Source organism: Mycobacterium sp. IDR2000157661 (assembly GCF_022317005.1).
Taxonomy (GTDB): Bacteria; Actinomycetota; Actinomycetes; order Mycobacteriales; family Mycobacteriaceae; genus Mycobacterium.
Genome location: NZ_CP081006.1, coordinates 4,676,913 through 4,695,564 on the forward strand (window position 1 = coordinate 4,676,913; position 18,652 = coordinate 4,695,564).

Below are 18,652 nucleotides of genomic sequence, written 5' to 3' on the forward strand. Positions count from 1 at the left end.
GTGCGCTCAGATGAGCGCGGCGGCCCGCGGCAGCGCGGCCCCCACTGGTTCCAGATTCTCCGACAGTCCGGCGGCCCGCCGAATGTCGACGAACGCGTCGAGCAGCGCGTCGGTCGCCTCGTGCGGGTCGTCGAGCGTGCGGTCGTCGGTCAGCACCGAGATCGCGAGCTGATCGACGTAGCTCCAGACGGTGATGTTCATGCCGCTGCCGGTGACGACGGGCCCGACCGAGTAGATCTCGCTGACCACCCCGCCCTCGATCTCGCCGCGTACGCGCGGTCCCGGCACGTTGGAGATCGTCAGGTTGAACACCCTGCCGGACTCCAGCTTGTTGGCCTGCGTACGGAACAGACCCGGGGCCAGCCCTGGCGGCAGGTAACCCATCCACGCCGGCAACACGGTCGGTCCGAGCAGTTGATGGTTCTCCTTGGCGATCCGGGTGGCGACCGCGGTGAGCCGGACCCGTTCCAACGGGTCGTCGATGTGCACGGGCAGCGAGGGCGTCATGTAGCTGAACTCGTTACCGGTCAACCGGTCCGGCGACGGGTCGGTGCTCACGGGCACGCCGGCGATGATCGGCGCGTCGGCGTGCCCGTCATAGCGCAGCATCAGTGTCCGCAGCGCACCGGCGGCGGTGGCCAGCACGATGTCGTTGAGCGTGACTCCGAGATGCCTGCCGGTCTCCTTGACCTCGGCGAGGCTCAGCGGCGCCGTCGCGAAGCGCCGGCCAGGCGTCACGACGTGGTTGATGAACGTCTGTGGCGGCGCGAAGGGGCGGGCGAGGTCGGGGTTCGGGCCGCGTTCCTTGGCGCGTCTACGCACCCGCGACACGCCGGCGGCCGTCTCCCCGAGAAGCCGGGGCAGCCTGCGGATCAGCACGGCGTGATCGCGGCCCACCGCCTTGAGCAGTTCGAGCTGCGACCGCAGGAGAGGATCGGTGACGGCGACGGAGGCAGGCGGCTGATCGAGGTCCATGGCCTTGGCGATCTGATTCGCCGAGGCGACCCCGTCGGCCAGCACGTGGTGCACCTTGTGGATGATGGCGATGCGGTCGTCGGCCAGACCGTCGGCGACGTACATCTCCCACAGCGGGCGGCTGCGGTCCAATGGCGTGCTGGCGATCTCGCCGATGAGCTGATCGAGTTCCCGACGGCCGCCGGGGGCACGCACGCGGACCGGCCGGAGGTGGTAGTCGAGGTCGATGTCGTCGTTCTCGCACCACATCGGATGGTGCAGCTTGAGGGGAATGTCGACCAGCTGGTAGCGCAACGCCGGAAGCGCCAGCAACCGCGGATACGCCACCTGCTTGAACAGGTCGAAGCTGTAACCGGCGACCCCCGACACGTCGAGGATGCCGATCTTCAGCGTGTGCATGTGGATCGAGGATGTCTCGCTGTAGAGCATCAGCGCGTCCACCCCGTTGAGTCGCTTCATCTGTAAACCCCTTGCGCCGGCTCTCTCTCCTATCCCCAATTGCACTCATCGTCAAGCAGGTTCGCCGAAGAAGTGACGGGGCCGCATCGATTTGTAAAGTGGGGTGCCATGAGCCTCGTCGCCGGCCGCGGTCCGCTGAGCCACGATCCCGCGGGCTGGTTCACTCCGCCGCTGCCCGCCGAGGCGGTGTTCGTCGAGCCGCACCCGCGACGGATCCAGGCGGTGCGCGGCGGCCGCATCGTCCTCGACACCGAGCAGGTGCTGCTGGTGCACCGGCGCGACCACCCGCTCAGCTACGCGTTCCCCGCCGGGCAGGTCGGCGACCTGCCCGGCGAGCCGGTGCCCGAGGCATCCGGTTTCGTGCGGGTGCCGTGGGACGCTGTCGACACCTGGCTGGAGGAGGGCCGCGAGCTCGTCCACTATCCGCCCAACCCGTATCACCGGGTGGACTGCCGGCCGACGCGGCGCAGCCTGCGGGTGACGGTGGCCGACACGCCGCTGGTGGACACCACCGACACCGTGATCGTCTTCGAGACGTCGGTGGAGGCGCGGCTGTACGTCGACCCGTCGCACGTGCGAACCGAACTGTTGCGCCCCTCGGCCACCACCAGCTACTGCAACTACAAGGGCCGGGCGAGCTACTGGTCGGCGGTGGTCGGCGACACCGTCGTCGAGGACGTGGCGTGGAGCTACCCGGACACGCCGCCGGAGACGTCGCCGATTCGGGGCTTCCTCAGCTTCGACGCCACGCGGGCGGAGGTGTCGGCCGAGCTGCCTGTCCCCTGGCGTTGACTCTGCGGTGAGGGCGCAGTTGCGGTCGGAGATCGCGCCCTGAGCGCAGAGTCAACCTCACCTCGCGGCGATCACCGACTTGCCGAAGTCCTCGACGGTGTCGAGCACATGCGCGAGGCTGTCGCCGGGCAGGCCGACCTGGACCCAGGTGACGCCGACCGCGGCCAGCTTTTCCAGGCCGCACAGGTACTCGTCGGCGTTGAAGGCGTCGGTGCCGGGACTGCCGCCGTCGGGATTGCTGAAGGCGACATCCAAGGCCGCCGGATCCCGGCCCGCATCCTCGCAGCGCCGACGCAGGTCCTCGATGCCCGCCGCCAGCCCGTCGGCGTCCAGCTGGGCGGTGCGCGCCGTCTGCGCCAGCACGGCGGGGGCCGCGAACGGGCACCAACCGTCGCCGTACTTGACGACACGCCTGCGGGCCGCGGCGGTGTTGCCGCCGATCCAGATGGGTGGGTGCGGTGCGCTCACCGGCCGGGGGTGCGCGGTGATGCCCTTGGCGGTGAAGGTCTTCCCGTCATAGCAGAAGTCGTCGGTGGTCCAGATTCCGCGGATGACTTCCAACGCCTCTTCGAACAGCGCGGCCCGGTCGTTGAAATCGACTCCGAGCGCAGCGAACTCCCGTTTGAGGTAGCCGACGCCGACTGCCAGGGTGAACCGCCGATTCGACAGCAGGTCCAGCGTCGCGCCGGCCTTGGCCACAACGAAGGGGTTTCGGTACGGCAGCACCACGATGTTCGGGATGAGCCGCAGGGTCGACGTGCGTGCGGCGGCGAAGCCCATCGCCACGAACGGGTCCACGGCGTCGTGCCCGCCCGCCTCCAACCACCGCTGCGTCGGCGCCGGGTGATCGGTGAACCCCAAGCCGTCGAAACCCGCCGCCTCGGCCGCCGCCGCCACCGTCGCGATGCCCGAACCGGTGACCAGTTCGGGGTTGTAGGGATGGCTGTGCATCGGGTGGGTGAACGCGAACCGCATATCAGTGCTCCGTTCAGAACATTCTTCTCGTTTTCTGAGAATGTCGTTACCATGCGAATCACCGAAAGTACAGGGTTCCGTCCGGAGGGGGCACCGATCTTGGGCCAGATCGCGATGACCAGACCCGAGATCGGCGTGTACCTGCCCCAGCTGGGCTTCACCTACGAACAGCTTCTGCACCGCGCGCAACGGTGCGAGGTGCTGGGCATCGACTCGCTGTGGCTCTACGACCATCTCTACGGCCCCGGCATGCCGGATTACCCGTCGCTGGAGGCGTGGACGCTGGCCTCGGCGCTGTTGGCCCGAACCGAACGCATCGAGATCGGGCACATGGTGCTGTGCAACCAGTTCCGGCATCCGGCCGTACTGGCGAAGATGGCCACCACCCTCGACCAGATCTCCGGGGGCCGACTGCAACTGGGCATCGGCAGTGGGTCGATCGAAGACGAACATCACCGCGTCGGCCTTCAGTGGGGCAGCTTCCGCGAACGCTCCGAACGACTCGGCGAGACGCTGGAGATTCTCACGCAGGCGTTCGCCGACGAGCGAATCGATCTGCAGGGCAAACACTTCACCGTGCACGACTTTCCGGTCAAGCCAGGGCCGGCGCGACGGCCGCGCCCGCCGATCGTGGTGGGCGGCGTCGGCGAGAGGTATACGCTGCCGCTGGTCGCCCGCTATGCCGACGTGTGGAACGTGCCGACCTACGCACTCGGCGACCTCGAGCGCAAAGTCGCTGTGCTGCGGTCGATCTGCGCCGACATCGGCCGCGACCCGGCATCGATCGTGTTGTCCGTCGAGGCGGTGATGGCGCTCGCACCCGACGACGCGGCGCTGCCCTCGGTGCGCGAACTGGCCGAAAAGCGCTTCGGCATGCCCGCTTTCGGCCTGCACGCGGGCGGGCTGATCGGAACGCCGTCGGCGATCGTCGACCGGATCCGCGAGCTCACGGAGCTGGGCTTCGGACAGATCGTGCTGTTCACCCACGACCGCGGCTCCGACGAGACGCTCGACCTGCTGGCCTCCGAGGTCGTCGCCCGCCTCTAGTGCCTCACCGGCGGCGCATACGCCGGTCGCCCGAGGCCCAGCGCCTGCTGGGCGATCATGTTGCGGAACACCTCGAGGGTGCCGCCATAGATTCCGGTCGGCCCGGCGAGCCGGAAGACGTACTCCGCTCCCCCGTTGTCCGCGGCGTCGACGACGCCGACGGGCAGGCTGGCCGCCGTGCCCAGCAGATCCATCAGCTCCGGCGTCACGTCGCGCATCGTCTGCGCGATCGCCACCCGGCCGAACATGTCGGGAGTGCTCATCGCGGCCTCCATGCGGGCGACCGCGCGGCCGAGGCGATACCGCGCCGAGTCCTCGTCGCCCGCGACAGCCGCTACCCCATCGAGCGCCTCGGCGAGCAGCAGCAGGTGCTCGGACATCGCCGCGAGCTTCTGCAGCCCGTCGTCCGACCGCGCCACCGTGCCGTGCTCGGCGTTGAGCGCCTCCCGCAACACCTGCCAGCCGCCGTTGACCTCGCCGACGCGGTATCGGTCCTCGACCCGCACATCGCTGTAGAAGGTGATGTTCGTGCGGTCGCCGTCGACGGTGCGGAGAGGCTGGATCTCCACACCCGGCCGGTCCAGCGGCACCAGGAACATCGTCAGGCTCTGGTGTTTGGGTGCGCCGGGATCGGTGTTGGTGATCAGGAACACGTAGTGGGCGTTATGCGCGTTGGAGGTGAACATCTTGGCGCCGTTGATGATCCAGCCGTCGCCAGCGCGCACCGCGCGGGTCTTGCACGTCGCGACATCCGAACCACCCTCCGGTTCGGTGTAACCCAGACACAACCGGTAGTGCCCCGACAGCACGCTCGGCAGTACCTCCTCGGCGAGGTCTGGTGATCCGAACTGCTCCACCGCGCGCGCGACCATCGCCGTCGTCCCCCAGTGGAACCAGGGGGTGTGGGCGCGGCCGATCTCGAGTTCCCAGATGCGCCGACGCACCCGGCTGAACCCGCCGTCGGACTCGAGTCGGTAGTCGGCGGCCAGATATCCGTGCGCCCCGAGCGCCAGATGCACACCCTCGTCGAAGTTGTCGCCGGTCTGCCGGTCGCGGGCGATGACGTCGTCGGTCACGATCGCGCGGAGGAATCCGCGCAACCCGTCGCGGAAGGTCAGATCTTCTTCACTCAGTTCCACGCGGGAGAAGTCCACCACCCAACCGTGACACTTCAACTAGATTTTGTAAAGATGGGCCGCGTACCGACCGAAGGGCACGACAGTGGGCATCGTCACCACCAGTTCCGAGACCGCGTTCACCCATGCACCGGAAATCCTCTACGACTTCGTCACCAACCCCGCCAACTGGACCAAGACCTACCCCGGCAGCGCCCACATCGGCGGGCTGCCAGCGCAATTGCCGCTCAAGGTCGGCGACACGTGGACCGAGTCGGGTCCGGACGGTGACCGCATCTTCACCTGGCATCTCACGATCGCCATGCGCCCGAAGCTCTGGATGTTCAACTCCGTCGGCCGGCTCGGGCACGACGCCGGGGGCAACGGTGGGATGGAGGGTCGGATCACCGTGCAGTACCACTTCACGGCGCCGGGCGAGGGCATCACGTTGTTCACCAGAACGATGACGATCGAGGCCTACAAGCACGCACCGCTACCCGATGCGTTGTTCATGCAGACCAATCCGGCGAAGATCGACGCCTACCACGCGGCGATCGCGCGCGAACTCGGCTGAGGTCATCCGTGCAGTGCCCGCCGCAGCGCGCTGCCCTGCAGGTCGAACAGCCGCACGCTGGTGTCCCACTCGGGCAGCAGGGAGTCGAACCCGTGAATGGTGCCCGGAAATACGTGCAGTCCCGTGGTGACCCCCGACCGCATCAGGCGCAAGCCGTATTCGACGGCCTCGTCGCGCAGGGGGTCCAGTTCGGAGCAGGTGATGAGGGCGGGCGCCACCCCGGAGACGTCGGTGGCCCGCGCGGGCACCGCGCCGTCGGGATCGGCATCGCCACCGAGGTAGTGCCGCCACATCTGCTGGGTCGCAGGTCCGTCGAAGCCCGGGGTCGCGACGAACTCGTCCTTGGACGGCGTCCGACGATCGTCGAGCACCGGCTGGTGCAGCAACTGGAACACCACCGGCGGTGCCGATCCCGTGGCCGAGCGGTGCGCGAGCCCCGCGGCCAGCGCCGCGCCGGCGCTGCTGCCCGCCACGGCGATCCGGTCGGTGTCGACGCCGAGTTCGGCCGCACTGGCCACCGCCCACCGCAGTACGGTCAACGCGTCGTCGACCGCGGCGGGATACGGGTGCTCCGGCGCCAGCCGATAGTCCACGGAGATCACCGTGCAGGCGGCGCGGCGGGCGAGCTCGATGCACTGCAGGTGATCGGTGTCGAGGTTGCCCAGCACGAACGCGCCTGCGTGGCAGTAGATCGTTGTCGGCGACGGCGGCGGGCCGCCCCGGTAGATGCGCACGGGCACCGAAGGCGCATCGCGGTTCTCGAACTCGATCCCGACCGTGCTGAGGTGCCTGGCCGTCTCGGCGCGCCGCTGGTTCAGCGAGTCGCGGACGACGCCGAGCAGGTTCGCCGACAGATCGGTGCGCGCATCGGCAAGATGGCGCAGCGCCGGGTCGAGGCGATCGACGACGTCCACTTCCCTATGCCCTGCTCGCCGCTCGCGTCTCGGCCGACCGGGCCCGCGACCGCGGCGGCCCGAACATGTAGTCGGCGGGTCTGAATCGTCGGGTCATCCCCCAGAACGCCCGGGCGCTGCGCGGCCACTGGGTGACGACCCGGCCGTTGGCGGCACGAAAGTAGTTGCTGCACCGCGTTAGCCACACGGTGCCCTGCATCCACTCGTCGACCTTCGCAAGGAATGCGGTCATGGCCTTCGGCCGAACGGCGACGTATCCCTTGCGCCTGCGCCGCATGTACTTCAGCGCGCGCACGATGTAGTGCGCTTGGGCCTCGAGCATGAAGATGACGCTGTTGGAGCCGACGTTCGTGTTGGGCCCGTACAGCATGAAGAAGTTCGGGAAACCGGGCACCGCCATCCCGAGGTAGGCATACGCGCCGTCGGCCCAGGTCTCGCGAAGTGTCACGCCGTTCTCGCCGACGACGTCGAGCTGCCCGAGGTAGTCGGCGGCCGCATAGCCGGTCGCGCAGAGCACCACGTCCACGCCGAATTCGGTGCCGTCCGCGGTGACCAGCGACCGCGCGCGCAGCGACTTCGCCGGGCTGGAGATCACCTCGACGTGCGGTTGGGTGAGGGTCTGCAGGTAGTCGGTGGCGAACACCAACCGCTTGCAGCCGAGCGGATGGTCCGGGGTCAGCTTGCGGCGCAGTTCTTCGTCGGGGACCGTCGCTTCGAGCACCGCAAGCGCGATGCCCTTGAACTCCTCGGTCTTGTCGCTGCCGTGCTCGATGACCGAGATGTTCGACTCGCTGCGCAGCCACAGCCGCGTCCGATAGATCTTCTTGGCGAGCGGGATGTTGCGGAACACCCACTTCTCCCGTTCCGTGTACGGCCGGTCGGGCTTGGGCAGGATCCACGTCGGTGAGCGCTGCACCGAGTACACCGTCGCCGCGGCCCTGGCGACCTCCGGAACCAGTTGCGCGGCAGTCGATCCCGTTCCCAGCACGGCCACCCGGGCGCCGGTCAGGTCGACGGAGTGGTCCCAGCGCGCGGTGTGCATCAGCGTCCCGGTGAACGGTTCCTCCTCGACGAGGTCCGGCATGACCGGTCGGGTGAACAAGCCGACCGCGGATATCACGATGTCGAAGGTGTAACGCTCGCCGTCGGCCGTCGCCAGCTGCCATGTGCCGGCTTGCCCTTCCCAACGGGCCGACACGATCTCGGTGTGCAGCTTGAGGTGGGCGCCCAGGTCGTAACGCTGCGCACAGCGTTCGAAATAGTCGAGGATCTCCGGCTGACCGGACCACAGTCGCGACCAGTCGGCGTTCAGGTCGAACGAGTAGCTGTACAGGTGCGACTTCACATCGCAGGCGAGCCCTGGGTAGGTGTTGATCCGCCAGGTTCCGCCGACGCCGTCCTCGCGGTCGAAGATCGTGAAGTCGGTGAAACCCGCCTTGCGCAGGAAGATTCCGAGTGCGAGACCGCCCGGTCCGGCGCCGATGATGCCGACCGACAGGTTCATCCGATGCCTCATCCAATCCGAAGGCATTGCCCTCCGTCCACGACGAGTTCGGCGCCTGTCATGAACGACGCCTGGTCGGAAACCAGGAAGGCGACGACATGGGCCACCTCCATCGGCTTGCCGAGCCGGCCGAATGAGGCCGTGATCCGGCTTCTGGCCGCCTCGTCGAGCATCGGGGTCTCGATCGGGCCGGGAAACACCGCGTTGACCCGTATCCCGTCGGCCGCCAGTTCGGTGGCCGCGATCTGGGTGAGCCCGCGCAGCGCCCACTTCGACGAGCCGTACGCGGCGTGGTTCGGGAAGGCCCGGATCGCACCGGTACTACAGGTGTTGACGATCGATGCGCCGTCGGCCCGCCGAAGATGCCCGATCGCGGCCGTGATGCCGAGAAACGGCCCGTAGCAGTTGAATCGCCAGCTGCTCTCGAAACCCTCGGGTGTCTCCTCGCCCAGCGCGGTGCGGTGCAGCACGCCGGCGTTGTTGACCAACGTGCTCAGTGCGCCGAAGCGGTCCACGATCTGGCCCACCGCGGCGCGCCACTGCTCTGGCGAGGTGACGTCGAGCGGCAGCGCGATCACACCATCGTCACCGAGTTCATCGACGCCCGCCTGAAGTTCGTCCATCCGGACGTCGCACGCGGCCACCCGGAAACCGTCCTCGTGGAGCCGCCGGACGATCGCCGCGCCCTGGCCACGTGCGGCGCCCGTCACCAGCGCAACGCGGCCCCCTGTCATTGCGCATCCTTCAAGAACTCGGCCGCGCCGCGGCGCAGCGCCTGCGACTCCGACGCGAGCGTGAGCATCCGGAAACCCAACTCGGCCATCGCCTTCGCGGGCTTACCGGCACCCACATGAATTCCCGTCACCAGTCCGGCCGTCGCCGCTGTGGCCTGGACCCGGGCGACGGCGTCTGCCACCACCGACGCGGTCCACGCATCGGCCGGGGCGACGCCGAGCGAAATGGCCAGATCCGCCGGGCCGACGTAGACGCCGGTCACCCCGGGAACGGCGCAGATCTCGTCGAGCGCCGCCAGCCCTCGCGCGCTCTCCAGCATCACGAACACCGCGGCCCGCGCCTCGTGCTCGACCGGATCGCGGCCGAGGTCGGCGCGCAACGGCCCGTAACTGCGCACCCCGGCGGGGGCATACCGGGTGGCGGCGACCGCCGCCTCGGCTTGTTCGGCAGTCTCGACCATTGCGACGATCACGGCATCGGCGCCTGCGTCGAGCACGCGCCCGATCGGCGCCGGATCGGGTGACGCCAACCGCACCGCCGTCGCGATCGGGACATGTTCGAGTCGGCGCAACAGCAGCGCGACGTCGGCGTCGTCGAGATATCCGTGCTGGACGTCGAATCCGACGTAGTCGTAACCGGCGGCGGCGAACTCCTCCGGACCGATGATGGTCGGGCCGACGACCCATCCACCCCAGATGCGGTCCCTGGCGGCCAGCGCCTGCTGCAGTCTGGTTGTCGTCATCCGCTGATCGCTATCTTGATGCGGTCCGGCGCCGGCCGGCATGCGAAGTCGAACGCGGCCTGGGCGTCCTCGACGCCGAAGGTGTGCGTGACGTATGCGGGCAGCAGGTCGGGATGCCGACGAGCAAAGTCGTCGGCTGCGGCCAGGACCCGCCGCCGGTCCAGTGTCACACCGGATTTCAGCGTCAGGTTGTTGCGCAGCATGGTGTGCATGCTGATCGGGTAGCTGTCGTCATCGGGTACCCCGAAGTAGAACACGGTGCCGCCCGGCGCGGTGGCCTCGATGGCGTGGTTCAGGGTGGCGACCTGATGGCCGACGGCTTCGATGACGACGTCGGGCCGGTCGCCGGAGTCGAGGTGGCTGACCCACCGGTCGCTGGTGGCGCGCACGATCGTGTCGACGCCGAACTCCTTGGCGACCGCGTCCCGGTCGAGGGGATCGACGCCGGTCACGTGCCGGGCGCCGAATGCCTTGGCGGCGTAGGAGAACAACAGGCCGATCGAGCCCTGCCCGAGCACCGCGACGTGCAGTCCGTGCAGGGCGGGCAGTTGTTCGACCGCGTAGAGCACGCATGCCAGCGGTTGCAGCGCCACCGCGTGCTGCGGGCTCAGTTGCGGATCGTAGGACATCAGGCCGTCGCCGTCGGCGACGACCTGTTCGGACAGGCCGTCGAACCCCGAAGCCCAGCCGACCACGAGGTCTGCCGGCGCGTGGTCCGGGTGACGGCTGGCGATCACCTCGCCGACCACCTCGTGGATCGGGAAGCCCGGCATCTCGGCGGCACTCAGGCCACGGTCGCCCGGGATCTTGCCGCGCACGCCCCGGAACGGTGGAAGGTCGCTGCCGCACACGCCGGCGGCGCGGAAGCGCAGGAGCACCTGGCGATCCTCCAGAGAATCCGGGGTCGGTTCGGCGACGTCGGTGCGCTCGAAGGTGTACGGCGCGACGAGTCGGTACGACCACACGTCACACCTCCACCGGGACGCTGTTGTAGCCCCACTGGAAACTCGACGGCGGGCGCAACGCCGCCTCGCGGTCGATGCGCCAGTCGCTGACGCGTCTGAGCCATTCGGTCACCATTATGGTGATCTCCAGTCGCGCTAGGTGTACTCCGAGGCAGAAGTGCTGGCCGCGGCCGAACGCGAGCAGGCGCTCGATGGGCCTGTTCCAGAGGAAGTCGTCGGGGGCGGGGTACTCGCGCTCGTCGCGGTTGGCCGAGGCGAGCAGTGTGATGACCCGCTGACCGGGGCGGAACGTGGTGTCGTGCAGGGTGAACGGCCGGCGGACGGTACGAGCGAACCACTGCGCGGGCGCGCAGTAGCGGATCATCTCCTCACGGGCGACGGGCACGTTCGCATCCAAGTCGTCTGCCACGGCGGACATCTGGCCCGGTCGCAGGCCGAGTTCCCACAGGCCGTGCGCAACGATCTTCGGCACGGTCTCCGTGCCGCCGATGAAGATGCCCAGCAGTTGGGTGGCCGCCTCGACGTCCTCGAGCGCGGACCCGTCGGGCAACCGGTAGGCGATCAGGTTGTCGATGATCGGATTGCCGCCCGGTTCGGTGCGGCTGCGCTGCACGAGCGGGACGAGGTACTCCAGATATCCGGGGCGGGCGTTGGCGACCTCCACGCCGCTGCCCGGCCGAGCCAGGCTGCCGGCGTTGACCGTGGCCAGCACCTCGGATGCGAGATCGACCGGCAGGCCGAGCAGTTTGCACACCACCGACGAGGCGACGATACCGCCGTAGTCCTGGGTCAGGTCGAAGGTGCCGCGCGGCAGCAACTCGTCGAGGCGCTCGTTGGCCAGTGCGCGGATGCGGTCGGCCAGGTTGGTCACCGACCGTGGCCGGAACGGGCCCGAGGTGCAGCGCCGCACGGTGTCGTAGACCGGTGCGTCGAAGTTGGCGTGAAACGGCATCGGGTGCAGCGGCGGATCCTGCACGGGCCCGTCGTTGTGACGGCCCAGAACCGTTGCCGCGGGCAGCGTTCCCTCCGACGCGACGAACGTGCCGTCGTTGACCACCAACACCCGCCAGATGTCCTCGAAACGCGACAGCGCGTAGGTGTCCCACCTGTCGACGTAGTAGACCGGATGGTGGTCGCGCAAAGTCCGGTAGTACGGCAGCGGGTCGGCCATAACCGCCGGGTCGAACGGATCGTAGGAGAAGTCCTGCACCACTTCTGACTTCGGAGCCTTCATTGCAGTGGGGATGGCGGTAGGGCCTGCAGGATCGAGTCCTCCCAGCCGTCGCGCAGCGCAGGCGCGACGCTCATCCAGGTGACGATCTCGGCCGGCGGGCTGTCTTTCCACGACGGGTAGTGGTTGGCGAAGCAATCCCAGTCGCCGTCGAGCGCCCAGTAGTGGATGACCTCGTTGAACCGGAACGTGGTGATGAACGAACCGAGCCAACGCTTCCCGGTGCGCTCCGACCACGGGACATAGAGGCGCTCCAGCTCCCGGATGTAGTCGTCCTGGCGGCCGGGTTTGGTCTGCATGATCTCCTGGATCACCAGGCCGGCGCCGAATCCCTCGGCCCGCAGCTGCGCAAGGGTTCTGTTGAACTTGCCCGCGTACATGATGCGGCCCTCGCCCGTCGCGCCGAGTTCGGCCAAGAACGCCGCCCATATCGCGGCCGCGGCCCGGTGGGAACCGCCACGGGCCTGGGCCTTGCCGATGCGCGCGTAGTCGGCGAAGGTGTCGATCTCCCAGATCGCCGTGACCTGTGGCCAGTGGCCGTTGTACGGGGTGGTCTCCCACAGCGCGAACAACCGCGCGCCGAGCTCGGTCATCATCGGTTGGTAGACGTCGGTGAACACCTCCGTGAATCGCTCTTCGCGGCCCGATCCCAGATCGATCGTCTCGTGCAAATACAGCAGCGTATGGCCGTAGAACTTCTTCATGGCCTGCCCTCGGTTGACACTGGCACCCTGCGAGCGTGACACTTGTCGCGTGTTTTGTAAAGGTGTGGGAGCGGCCGCATGATGACGCTGACGCCGCTGGCGGACGGCTTCTGCTTCGGGGAGGGCCCGCGGTGGTTCGAAGGCCTGCTGTGGTTCTCCGACATGCTCGGCGAAGCGGTGCACACCGTGAACCTCCACGGCGACATGACGACGCTGCAGCTGGGCGGCCATGCGCCGTCGGGTCTCGGTTTTCGTCCCGACGGGTCGCTGCTGATCTCGTCCACCGAGAAGCGCCAGGTGCTCCGCTATGACGGCGAATCCCTCACTGTCCTGGCCGATCTGGGCGATGTGGTGCCTGCCGCGCTGGGCGACATGGTCGTCGACGAGGCCGGTCGCGCCTATGTCGGATCGCAGGCCCGCGAAGGCGGTGTCATCGTGCGCGTCGATCCCGACGGAGCGGTCACCGTCGTCGCCGACGAGCTCGCCTTCCCGAACGGCATGGTGATTACACCGGACCGCGCGCGGCTGGTCGTCGCCGAGTCGATCGGCCGGCGGTTGACCGCGTTCGCCATCGGCGGTGACGGGTCGCTCACCGACCGCACGGTGTTCGCCGAGGGACTCGACGGCCCGCCGGACGGCATCTGCCTGGACGCCGAGGGTGCGGTGTGGGCGGCGATGACGCTGGCCCACCGGTTCGAGCGGATCACCGAAGGCGGCACCGTCACCGACCGAATCGATGTCGGCGAAAGAACGGCCATCGCGTGCGCGCTCGGCGGTCCCGAGGGACGCACGTTGTTTCTCGTCACCACCACCGACGCATATCCGCAGCGGCTGGTCGGTACGAAGCTGTCGCGGATCGACGCGACGACCGTCGACATCGGTGGAGCGGGCCTGCCATGAGCGACGCCTATTACGAACTCGTCGACCCCGCCGATTCGCACGGCGAGAAGTTCCGCGCCACCGACCTCGTCCGCAGCACCTGGTCGGCGGCGATCCAGCACGGGGCGCCGGTGTCCGCGTTGCTGGTGCGGGCGCTCGAACGCTGCGCCGCCCGAGACGACACCCGGTTGAGCCGGGTGCTCGTCGACCTGCTCGGCGGTGTCCCGGCCGAGGGCGATCTATGGGTGCGGTCGCGAATCGACCGCTCCGGCAAGCAGATCGAGTTGGTCAGCGCCGAGATGCTCGCGCCCGGACCCGACGGCGCACCGCGGCCCGTCGCGAAGGCAAGCGGATGGCGGCTGAAAACCATCGACACCGGCGAGGTGGTGCACGCGCCCGCGCCGCCGCTGCGCCCGCTCGCCGAGGCCAAAGACCGTGACATGAAGAAGGACTGGGACCGCAACTACGTCCACAGCCTCGACTGGCGGTGGCTGACCGGGCCGATGAGCGAGGGCCCCGGCGAGTCCTGGATCCGGCCGGAGGTCGACCTGGTCAGCGGCGAGTCGATGACGCCGCTGGAGCGGCTGTTCGCGGTCGCCGACGATGCCAACGGCATCGGCTCCAAGCTCGACATCCGCCGGTGGACCTTCATGAACACCGATCTGGTGGTCCACGTGCACCGGATCCCCGAGGGGCAGTGGATCGGCATCCGTGCCGAAACCAGCTACGGCCCGGATGGAATCGGGACGACGCTGGGCACGCTGTTCGACCAGTCCGGTGCCGTCGGCGCGATCCAGCAGTCGGTCCTCGTCCGCCCCATGCCCGGCCGCTGACCTTCCCACTCCTCGCCGAAATGGAATTCCCGGCCATCAAGGCGGGCTGTTGATAACCGTCGCTTCCTGCTCGCTGGATGTCGGCCCTTATACGCACGATTCGGTGATGAGAACCATCTTTGTTGGAAGTCAAGCGCTCGCTCGGGGCGAGGTCACGCGCGCCGGGCTGCGAACGGCGTTTCAGGCCCTGTACCCCGATGTGTACATGCCCAAGGTCGGTGATCCGTCGCTTTACGACAGGACGGTTGGCGCGTACCTCTGGTCAGGGGAACGCGGCGTCATCACCGGCCGTGCCGCTGCCGCACTGCACGGCGCGCGATGGGTCGACGACGATTCACCGATCGAGCTCCTGTGGAACAACAACCATCCCCCGCCCGGCATCGTCACGCGGAACGAACGGTTTTCCATCGACGAGGTGGTGGAGCTCTACGGGATGCCCGTGGCAAGTATCCAGAGGACCGCATTCGACCTGGGACGGCACTTGATGAGGTCGAACGCCGTTGCCCATCTGGACGATCTGGCACGGGTGACAGGAGCGTCGGCCGAGCATGTGCTGCCCTTGGTCGAGCTCTACAAGGGAGCCCGTGGGGTCCGCCGGCTGACCGAATGCCTCGAGCTGATGGATCCGGGTTCACAGTCACCGAAGGAGACCTGGCTGCGACTTCTGCTCGTCGAGGCGGGGTTTACCCGTCCCGCTACCCAGATTCCGGTATTCGCCTCGGCTGCAAAGCCTTTCGCCTACCTCGACATGGGGTGGGAACACCTCAAGATCGCGGTGGAGTACGACGGTGATTACCATCGCGCCGATCGAAGCCGTTATGCGTGGGACGTCCGAAGACTCGCGATGCTTCATCGTCTCGGATGGCTGCACATCCGCGTCATCGCCGAGGACCGCCCCGGTTATATCGTCGATCAGGTTCGGCGAGCGTTCTCGGTTCGCGAAACAGAAGGAATGGTCATCAAGCAGCCTGCCTGACGACCTGGAATTCCATTTCGGCGAGGGGAACAAGCGAGAGGAACAACTAGTCGACGAGCCTCAGGGCCGCGGCGGGACACTGGGTGACGGCCTGTTGCATGCGCTGCCGATCGGACTCCGGCCGCTCGGCGCCGTGGATCTCCACGATGCCGTCCTCAGTCACCTCGAACACGTCGTCGGCGATCGACTCGCAGATGCCGTGACCGGTGCACTTGTCGAGATCGACTTCGACGCGCATCAGCCCTCCTATCGAACGACCGCGGGCAGCCGCTTCACGCCGTTCACGAAATTGCTGTACAGCAGGTCGGGTTCACCGAACTCGATGCTTGTCAGCCGGGTCAGCAACTCGCGGAACAGGTTTCGGAGTTCCGCCTTGGCCAGCTGGCTGCCGAGGCAGAAGTGCGGTCCGCCCCCACCGAAACCGAGGTGCGGGTTCGGTGAGCGTCGCAGGTCGAACGTTCCCGGATCGTCGAACACGCTCTCATCGCGGTTCGCCGAACAGTAGAACAGCCCGACCTTGTCGCCGGCCGCGACGGGCTGCCCGTTGATCTCGGTGTCCTCGGTCGCGAAGCGGGCGAACTGCAGCACCGGCGACGACCACCGGACGAACTCCTCGATCGCCAGTCCGATCCGGCCCGCGAAGTCGGCCATCAGCCAGTCCAGTTGCTCGGGGTGCTCGACCAGCGCCATCATCGTGTGCGTCGTCGCCTGCTTGGTCGTGTCGTTACCCGCCGACGCCAGCAGGATCAGAAAAGCGCCGACCTCCTCGTCGGTCAACCGGTGCCCGTCCACTTCGGCGTTGACCATGCTGGTCATCAGGTCGTCGCCGGGGTTGTCGCGCCGGAACTTCGCCAGGTCCACGCCGGTGCCGGAGAGCAGCATGATCTCGTTGACGGTGTCGGCGGCCCGCTCCTCGAGCGTGCTGTACTCGTCGTCGCTCATGCTGAACAGCTTCTCGGCGGCCTTGGCGACCCTCGGCTGATCGGCCGCGGGCACGCCGAGCATCTTCATGATGGTCAGCATCGGCAGCCGCGCCGAACACGTGGCGACGAAGTCGATCTCGCCGGCGCCGACCAAGTCGTCGACTATGGCCACCGCGTCGCGGTGAATCTGTTCCTCGATCTGACGCACGTGGCGCGGCGTGAACGCCGAGCTGATCAACCGGCGGTAAACCGAATGCCGCGGCGGATCCATGGTGAGGAAGAACGAGGCGAACTGCTGGACCTCGGCCGGCATGGGGTCCAGCGCCACGCCGCGGGCCGAGGTGAACAACTCGGGTTGCTGGCTGACATAGGCGATGTCGGCGCGTCGCGTCAGCGCCCAGAACCCCGGCTCCTCCATGGGAAACAACGACGGCAGCGGCTCGTGCCAGGTGAGCCCCTCGCCGGCGCGCAGCAACGCGAAGCTCTCATCCCGCTGTGCGAACGGCCGGCTCCAGAAGCTGTGCGACGTGATGTCGATCGGACTGAACTCACGAGCGGATGTCACCGATTGAGCGTGACACTTCGAGAAAAATTTGTAAAGCTATGACGATGCAGGCCGCCGAAGCCGACCAATCGACGCGGGAGCGCATCCTCGCCGCGACGGCGGAAGTGCTCGGGCGCCACGGCATGACGAAGCTGAGCCTGTCGGAAGTGGCGTCGCAGGCCGGTGTCTCGCGCCCCACGCTGTACCGGTGGTTCGCCTCCAAGCGCGACCTCCTCGACGCCTTCGTGGTGTGGGAGCGTCAGTACTACGAGCGCGCGGTGACCGCGGCGACGGCCGGGCTTCCGGCGTGTGAGCGGCTCGATGCGGCGCTGCGGGTGATCGTCGAGTACCAGCAGTCCTATCCCGGTCTGCGCATGATCGACATCGAACCCGAACAGGTCATCAAGCGGCTGTCGCGAGTGATCCCGCTGATGCGCCACCGGCTCGAAAAGCTCGCCACCGGACAGGATCCCGCTCTCGCCGTCGCCACCGCGGTGCGCGTCGCGGTGTCGCACTACCTGGTTCGCAGCGACGACGACGACAACTTCCTCGACCAGCTACGCCACGCCGCGCGGGTCAAGCATTTCGCCCCCTGAGCTCGCCCAACACCTCCTCGGTGTGCTCGCCCAGCCGCGGCGCGACCGACCGCGGCGCCCATGGCGTGCCGTGGAAGTCGGCGGGCGTGGCGACCATCGGTGCGCCGCCATCAGCGTCGGGGACGTCGACCATGCCGCCGGCGGCGTGGAACTGCTCGTCGGCCACCACGTCCTCGACGGTGTTGATCGGTGACCAGAAGAAATCCGGCTCGGCGGCAAAGGTTTTCGCCCACTCGTCGAGGGCCCTGGTCGCGAAGATCCGGTCCAGCGAGGCGATCAGCTCGACCGCGTTGGCGGCACGCGCCTGCGGGGTGTCGAAGCGGGGATCGGTCAGCCAGTCGGGCCGGCCGACCGCGCGGCACAGCGGGGGCCAGTGCCGGCCGGCCTGCAGGCCCACGATCCAGAACCGGCGCCCGTCGGCGGCGGTGTAGTTGTTCATGCACGGGTTGCCCATGGTCTCGCGTTGGCCGACCGCGATGGAGTGGCCCGTCAGCAGGAAGGTGTTCAGGTCGAAGCTCACCGTGTAGGCGCCCTGGCGGTACAGCGAGGTGCTGACCAACTGTCCTTCGCCGGTGCGGGCCCGCGCGACCAGCGCGGCACACACCGCGCCGGCCAGCGTCATGCCCGCCATGTGGTCGCCCATCCCGCCGCGCTGGAAGGGCGGCGTCTCGCCGGGACGGGTCAGCAGGTGCGCCAGGCCCGCTCGCGCCCAGAACGCGGCGACGTCGTAGGCGGCGCGGTCGGCGTCGGGTCCGCGCTCCCCGTACCCGGTGATCAACCCGTACACCAGGCGCGGGTTGCGTGCGGCCACGGCGGCGAAGTCCAGGCCGATCCGGGTGAGCGCGCCGGGGCGGACGTTGGTCAGGAAAATGTCTGCGCCGTCGATCAATTCGAGCGCCGTCGCCCGGTCGTCGGGCGTCGTCACGTCGAGCACGACGCTGCGCTTACCGCGGTTGTCCATCTCGAACGGCGGGCTCACCCCGCCCTCGATGCCCAGCATCCGGCCGAACATCCGCCCCGGATCACCGCTCGGCGGCTCGATCTTGACGACGTCGGCGCCCCAGTCGGCGAGAATGCCGCCCGCCGCCGGCCCCGCCACCCACACGCCGAGTTCGACGACCCGCACACCCTCCAGGGGCCCCGCCATCGATACCTTCTTTACATTACGG

The 18,652-nt window shown here is 68.2% G+C and carries 20 protein-coding genes; 7 read left to right on the forward strand and 13 right to left on the reverse strand.

The genetic code is table 11. From position 1 onward, the window contains the following. Nucleotides 1–6 precede the first annotated feature (6 nt). Nucleotides 7–1,434 carry a WS/DGAT/MGAT family O-acyltransferase gene (locus tag K3G64_RS23995; RefSeq protein WP_238887951.1) on the reverse strand — a complete coding sequence of 476 codons (1,428 nt, stop codon included), beginning with the start codon at nucleotides 1,432–1,434 and terminating at the stop codon, nucleotides 7–9. 108 nt (nucleotides 1,435–1,542) lie between these two features. On the opposite strand from K3G64_RS23995, the gene K3G64_RS24000 reads away from it, so the two are divergent. Continuing rightward, the gene (locus K3G64_RS24000; RefSeq protein ID WP_238887952.1) at nucleotides 1,543–2,226 is read left to right on the forward strand and encodes a DUF427 domain-containing protein; all 684 of its coding nucleotides are present in this window, start codon (nucleotides 1,543–1,545) and stop codon (nucleotides 2,224–2,226) included. A gap of 57 nt (nucleotides 2,227–2,283) precedes the next feature. On the opposite strand, the gene K3G64_RS24005 is transcribed toward K3G64_RS24000, so the two are convergent. Then, complete coding sequence (locus K3G64_RS24005; RefSeq protein ID WP_238887954.1) at nucleotides 2,284–3,201, reverse strand: LLM class F420-dependent oxidoreductase; 918 nt, start codon at nucleotides 3,199–3,201, stop codon at nucleotides 2,284–2,286. 114 nt (nucleotides 3,202–3,315) lie between these two features. Here K3G64_RS24005 and K3G64_RS24010 point away from each other — a divergent pair, with 114 nt between their 5' ends. Further along, nucleotides 3,316–4,248, forward strand: a complete 933-nt coding sequence (locus tag K3G64_RS24010; RefSeq protein WP_238950971.1) for an LLM class flavin-dependent oxidoreductase — start codon at nucleotides 3,316–3,318, stop codon at nucleotides 4,246–4,248. Here K3G64_RS24010 and K3G64_RS24015 read toward each other — a convergent pair. Next, the gene (locus K3G64_RS24015; protein ID WP_238887956.1) at nucleotides 4,245–5,402 is read right to left on the reverse strand and encodes an acyl-CoA dehydrogenase family protein; all 1,158 of its coding nucleotides are present in this window, start codon (nucleotides 5,400–5,402) and stop codon (nucleotides 4,245–4,247) included. The two genes, K3G64_RS24010 and K3G64_RS24015, sit on opposite strands and share 4 nt — an antisense overlap. Nucleotides 5,403–5,469: 67 nt before the next feature. Here K3G64_RS24015 and K3G64_RS24020 point away from each other — a divergent pair, with 67 nt between their 5' ends. Further along, complete coding sequence (locus K3G64_RS24020) at nucleotides 5,470–5,937, forward strand: SRPBCC family protein (RefSeq protein WP_238887958.1); 468 nt, start codon at nucleotides 5,470–5,472, stop codon at nucleotides 5,935–5,937. Between the two features lie 2 nt (nucleotides 5,938–5,939). Here K3G64_RS24020 and K3G64_RS24025 read toward each other — a convergent pair whose 3' ends face one another. The 7 genes from K3G64_RS24025 to K3G64_RS24055 are packed head-to-tail and all read right to left on the reverse strand — an operon-like array spanning nucleotide 5,940 to nucleotide 12,732. Then, nucleotides 5,940–6,851, reverse strand: a complete 912-nt coding sequence (locus K3G64_RS24025; RefSeq protein WP_238887960.1) for an alpha/beta hydrolase — start codon at nucleotides 6,849–6,851, stop codon at nucleotides 5,940–5,942. A 4-nt stretch (nucleotides 6,852–6,855) separates the two neighbouring features. Continuing rightward, nucleotides 6,856–8,382 carry a flavin-containing monooxygenase gene (locus tag K3G64_RS24030; protein WP_238887962.1) on the reverse strand — a complete coding sequence of 509 codons (1,527 nt, stop codon included), beginning with the start codon at nucleotides 8,380–8,382 and terminating at the stop codon, nucleotides 6,856–6,858. Then, nucleotides 8,364–9,089, reverse strand: a complete 726-nt coding sequence (locus K3G64_RS24035; protein WP_238887964.1) for an SDR family NAD(P)-dependent oxidoreductase — start codon at nucleotides 9,087–9,089, stop codon at nucleotides 8,364–8,366. Before K3G64_RS24035 ends, K3G64_RS24030 begins: the two co-directional genes overlap by 19 nt. Continuing rightward, nucleotides 9,086–9,832 (reverse strand): HpcH/HpaI aldolase family protein, encoded by a 747-nt coding sequence (locus tag K3G64_RS24040; protein ID WP_238887966.1) that lies wholly within the window; start codon nucleotides 9,830–9,832, stop codon nucleotides 9,086–9,088. The genes K3G64_RS24035 and K3G64_RS24040 overlap by 4 nt, the downstream gene beginning before the upstream one ends. Next, entirely contained in the window at nucleotides 9,829–10,797 is a 969-nt protein-coding gene (locus K3G64_RS24045) for a zinc-binding dehydrogenase (RefSeq protein WP_238887967.1), read from the reverse strand. Before K3G64_RS24045 ends, K3G64_RS24040 begins: the two co-directional genes overlap by 4 nt. 1 nt (nucleotide 10,798) lies before the next feature. Then, nucleotides 10,799–12,031 (reverse strand): cytochrome P450, encoded by a 1,233-nt coding sequence (locus tag K3G64_RS24050; protein ID WP_238887969.1) that lies wholly within the window; start codon nucleotides 12,029–12,031, stop codon nucleotides 10,799–10,801. Next, the gene (locus K3G64_RS24055; RefSeq protein WP_238887971.1) at nucleotides 12,028–12,732 is read right to left on the reverse strand and encodes an NIPSNAP family protein; all 705 of its coding nucleotides are present in this window, start codon (nucleotides 12,730–12,732) and stop codon (nucleotides 12,028–12,030) included. The genes K3G64_RS24050 and K3G64_RS24055 overlap by 4 nt, the downstream gene beginning before the upstream one ends. A gap of 81 nt (nucleotides 12,733–12,813) precedes the next feature. On the opposite strand from K3G64_RS24055, the gene K3G64_RS24060 reads away from it, so the two are divergent. The 3 genes from K3G64_RS24060 to K3G64_RS24070 all read left to right on the forward strand — a co-directional run bounded on the left by K3G64_RS24060 (nucleotide 12,814) and on the right by K3G64_RS24070 (nucleotide 15,420). Beyond that, entirely contained in the window at nucleotides 12,814–13,632 is an 819-nt protein-coding gene (locus K3G64_RS24060; protein ID WP_238950973.1) for an SMP-30/gluconolactonase/LRE family protein, read from the forward strand. Continuing rightward, complete coding sequence (locus K3G64_RS24065; protein WP_238887973.1) at nucleotides 13,629–14,444, forward strand: thioesterase family protein; 816 nt, start codon at nucleotides 13,629–13,631, stop codon at nucleotides 14,442–14,444. Before K3G64_RS24060 ends, K3G64_RS24065 begins: the two co-directional genes overlap by 4 nt. A 106-nt stretch (nucleotides 14,445–14,550) precedes the next feature. Continuing rightward, nucleotides 14,551–15,420, forward strand: a complete 870-nt coding sequence (locus tag K3G64_RS24070; protein ID WP_238887975.1) for a hypothetical protein — start codon at nucleotides 14,551–14,553, stop codon at nucleotides 15,418–15,420. A 46-nt stretch (nucleotides 15,421–15,466) separates the two neighbouring features. Here K3G64_RS24070 and K3G64_RS24075 read toward each other — a convergent pair whose 3' ends face one another. After that, nucleotides 15,467–15,658, reverse strand: coding sequence for a ferredoxin (locus tag K3G64_RS24075; RefSeq protein WP_238887977.1), 192 nt, complete (start codon nucleotides 15,656–15,658; stop codon nucleotides 15,467–15,469). A gap of 8 nt (nucleotides 15,659–15,666) precedes the next feature. After that, nucleotides 15,667–16,908, reverse strand: coding sequence for a cytochrome P450 (locus tag K3G64_RS24080; protein WP_238887978.1), 1,242 nt, complete (start codon nucleotides 16,906–16,908; stop codon nucleotides 15,667–15,669). Between the two features lie 38 nt (nucleotides 16,909–16,946). On the opposite strand from K3G64_RS24080, the gene K3G64_RS24085 reads away from it, so the two are divergent. Continuing rightward, nucleotides 16,947–17,483 (forward strand): TetR/AcrR family transcriptional regulator, encoded by a 537-nt coding sequence (locus tag K3G64_RS24085; protein WP_238887979.1) that lies wholly within the window; start codon nucleotides 16,947–16,949, stop codon nucleotides 17,481–17,483. On the opposite strand, the gene K3G64_RS24090 is transcribed toward K3G64_RS24085, so the two are convergent. Then, nucleotides 17,464–18,630, reverse strand: coding sequence for a CaiB/BaiF CoA transferase family protein (locus K3G64_RS24090; protein ID WP_238887980.1), 1,167 nt, complete (start codon nucleotides 18,628–18,630; stop codon nucleotides 17,464–17,466). The two genes, K3G64_RS24085 and K3G64_RS24090, sit on opposite strands and share 20 nt — an antisense overlap. Nucleotides 18,631–18,652 lie beyond the last annotated feature (22 nt).

Bases quoted from the DNA above. Each gene is read 5' to 3' on its own strand.
- K3G64_RS23995 (WP_238887951.1), bottom strand. From the start codon at position 1,434: ATGAAGCGACTCAACGGGGTGGACGCGCTGATGCTCTACAGCGAGACA.
- K3G64_RS24000 (WP_238887952.1), top strand. From the start codon at position 1,543: ATGAGCCTCGTCGCCGGCCGCGGTCCGCTGAGCCACGATCCCGCGGGC.
- K3G64_RS24005 (WP_238887954.1), bottom strand. From the start codon at position 3,201: ATGCGGTTCGCGTTCACCCACCCGATGCACAGCCATCCCTACAACCCC.
- K3G64_RS24010 (WP_238950971.1), top strand. From the start codon at position 3,316: ATGACCAGACCCGAGATCGGCGTGTACCTGCCCCAGCTGGGCTTCACC.
- K3G64_RS24030 (WP_238887962.1), bottom strand. From the start codon at position 8,382: ATGCCTTCGGATTGGATGAGGCATCGGATGAACCTGTCGGTCGGCATC.
- K3G64_RS24035 (WP_238887964.1), bottom strand. From the start codon at position 9,089: ATGACAGGGGGCCGCGTTGCGCTGGTGACGGGCGCCGCACGTGGCCAG.
- K3G64_RS24040 (WP_238887966.1), bottom strand. From the start codon at position 9,832: ATGACGACAACCAGACTGCAGCAGGCGCTGGCCGCCAGGGACCGCATC.
- K3G64_RS24050 (WP_238887969.1), bottom strand. From the start codon at position 12,031: ATGAAGGCTCCGAAGTCAGAAGTGGTGCAGGACTTCTCCTACGATCCG.
- K3G64_RS24055 (WP_238887971.1), bottom strand. From the start codon at position 12,732: ATGAAGAAGTTCTACGGCCATACGCTGCTGTATTTGCACGAGACGATC.
- K3G64_RS24060 (WP_238950973.1), top strand. From the start codon at position 12,814: ATGACGCTGACGCCGCTGGCGGACGGCTTCTGCTTCGGGGAGGGCCCG.
- K3G64_RS24065 (WP_238887973.1), top strand. From the start codon at position 13,629: ATGAGCGACGCCTATTACGAACTCGTCGACCCCGCCGATTCGCACGGC.
- K3G64_RS24070 (WP_238887975.1), top strand. From the start codon at position 14,551: ATGAGAACCATCTTTGTTGGAAGTCAAGCGCTCGCTCGGGGCGAGGTC.
- K3G64_RS24075 (WP_238887977.1), bottom strand. From the start codon at position 15,658: ATGCGCGTCGAAGTCGATCTCGACAAGTGCACCGGTCACGGCATCTGC.
- K3G64_RS24085 (WP_238887979.1), top strand. From the start codon at position 16,947: ATGACGATGCAGGCCGCCGAAGCCGACCAATCGACGCGGGAGCGCATC.
- K3G64_RS24090 (WP_238887980.1), bottom strand. From the start codon at position 18,630: ATGGCGGGGCCCCTGGAGGGTGTGCGGGTCGTCGAACTCGGCGTGTGG.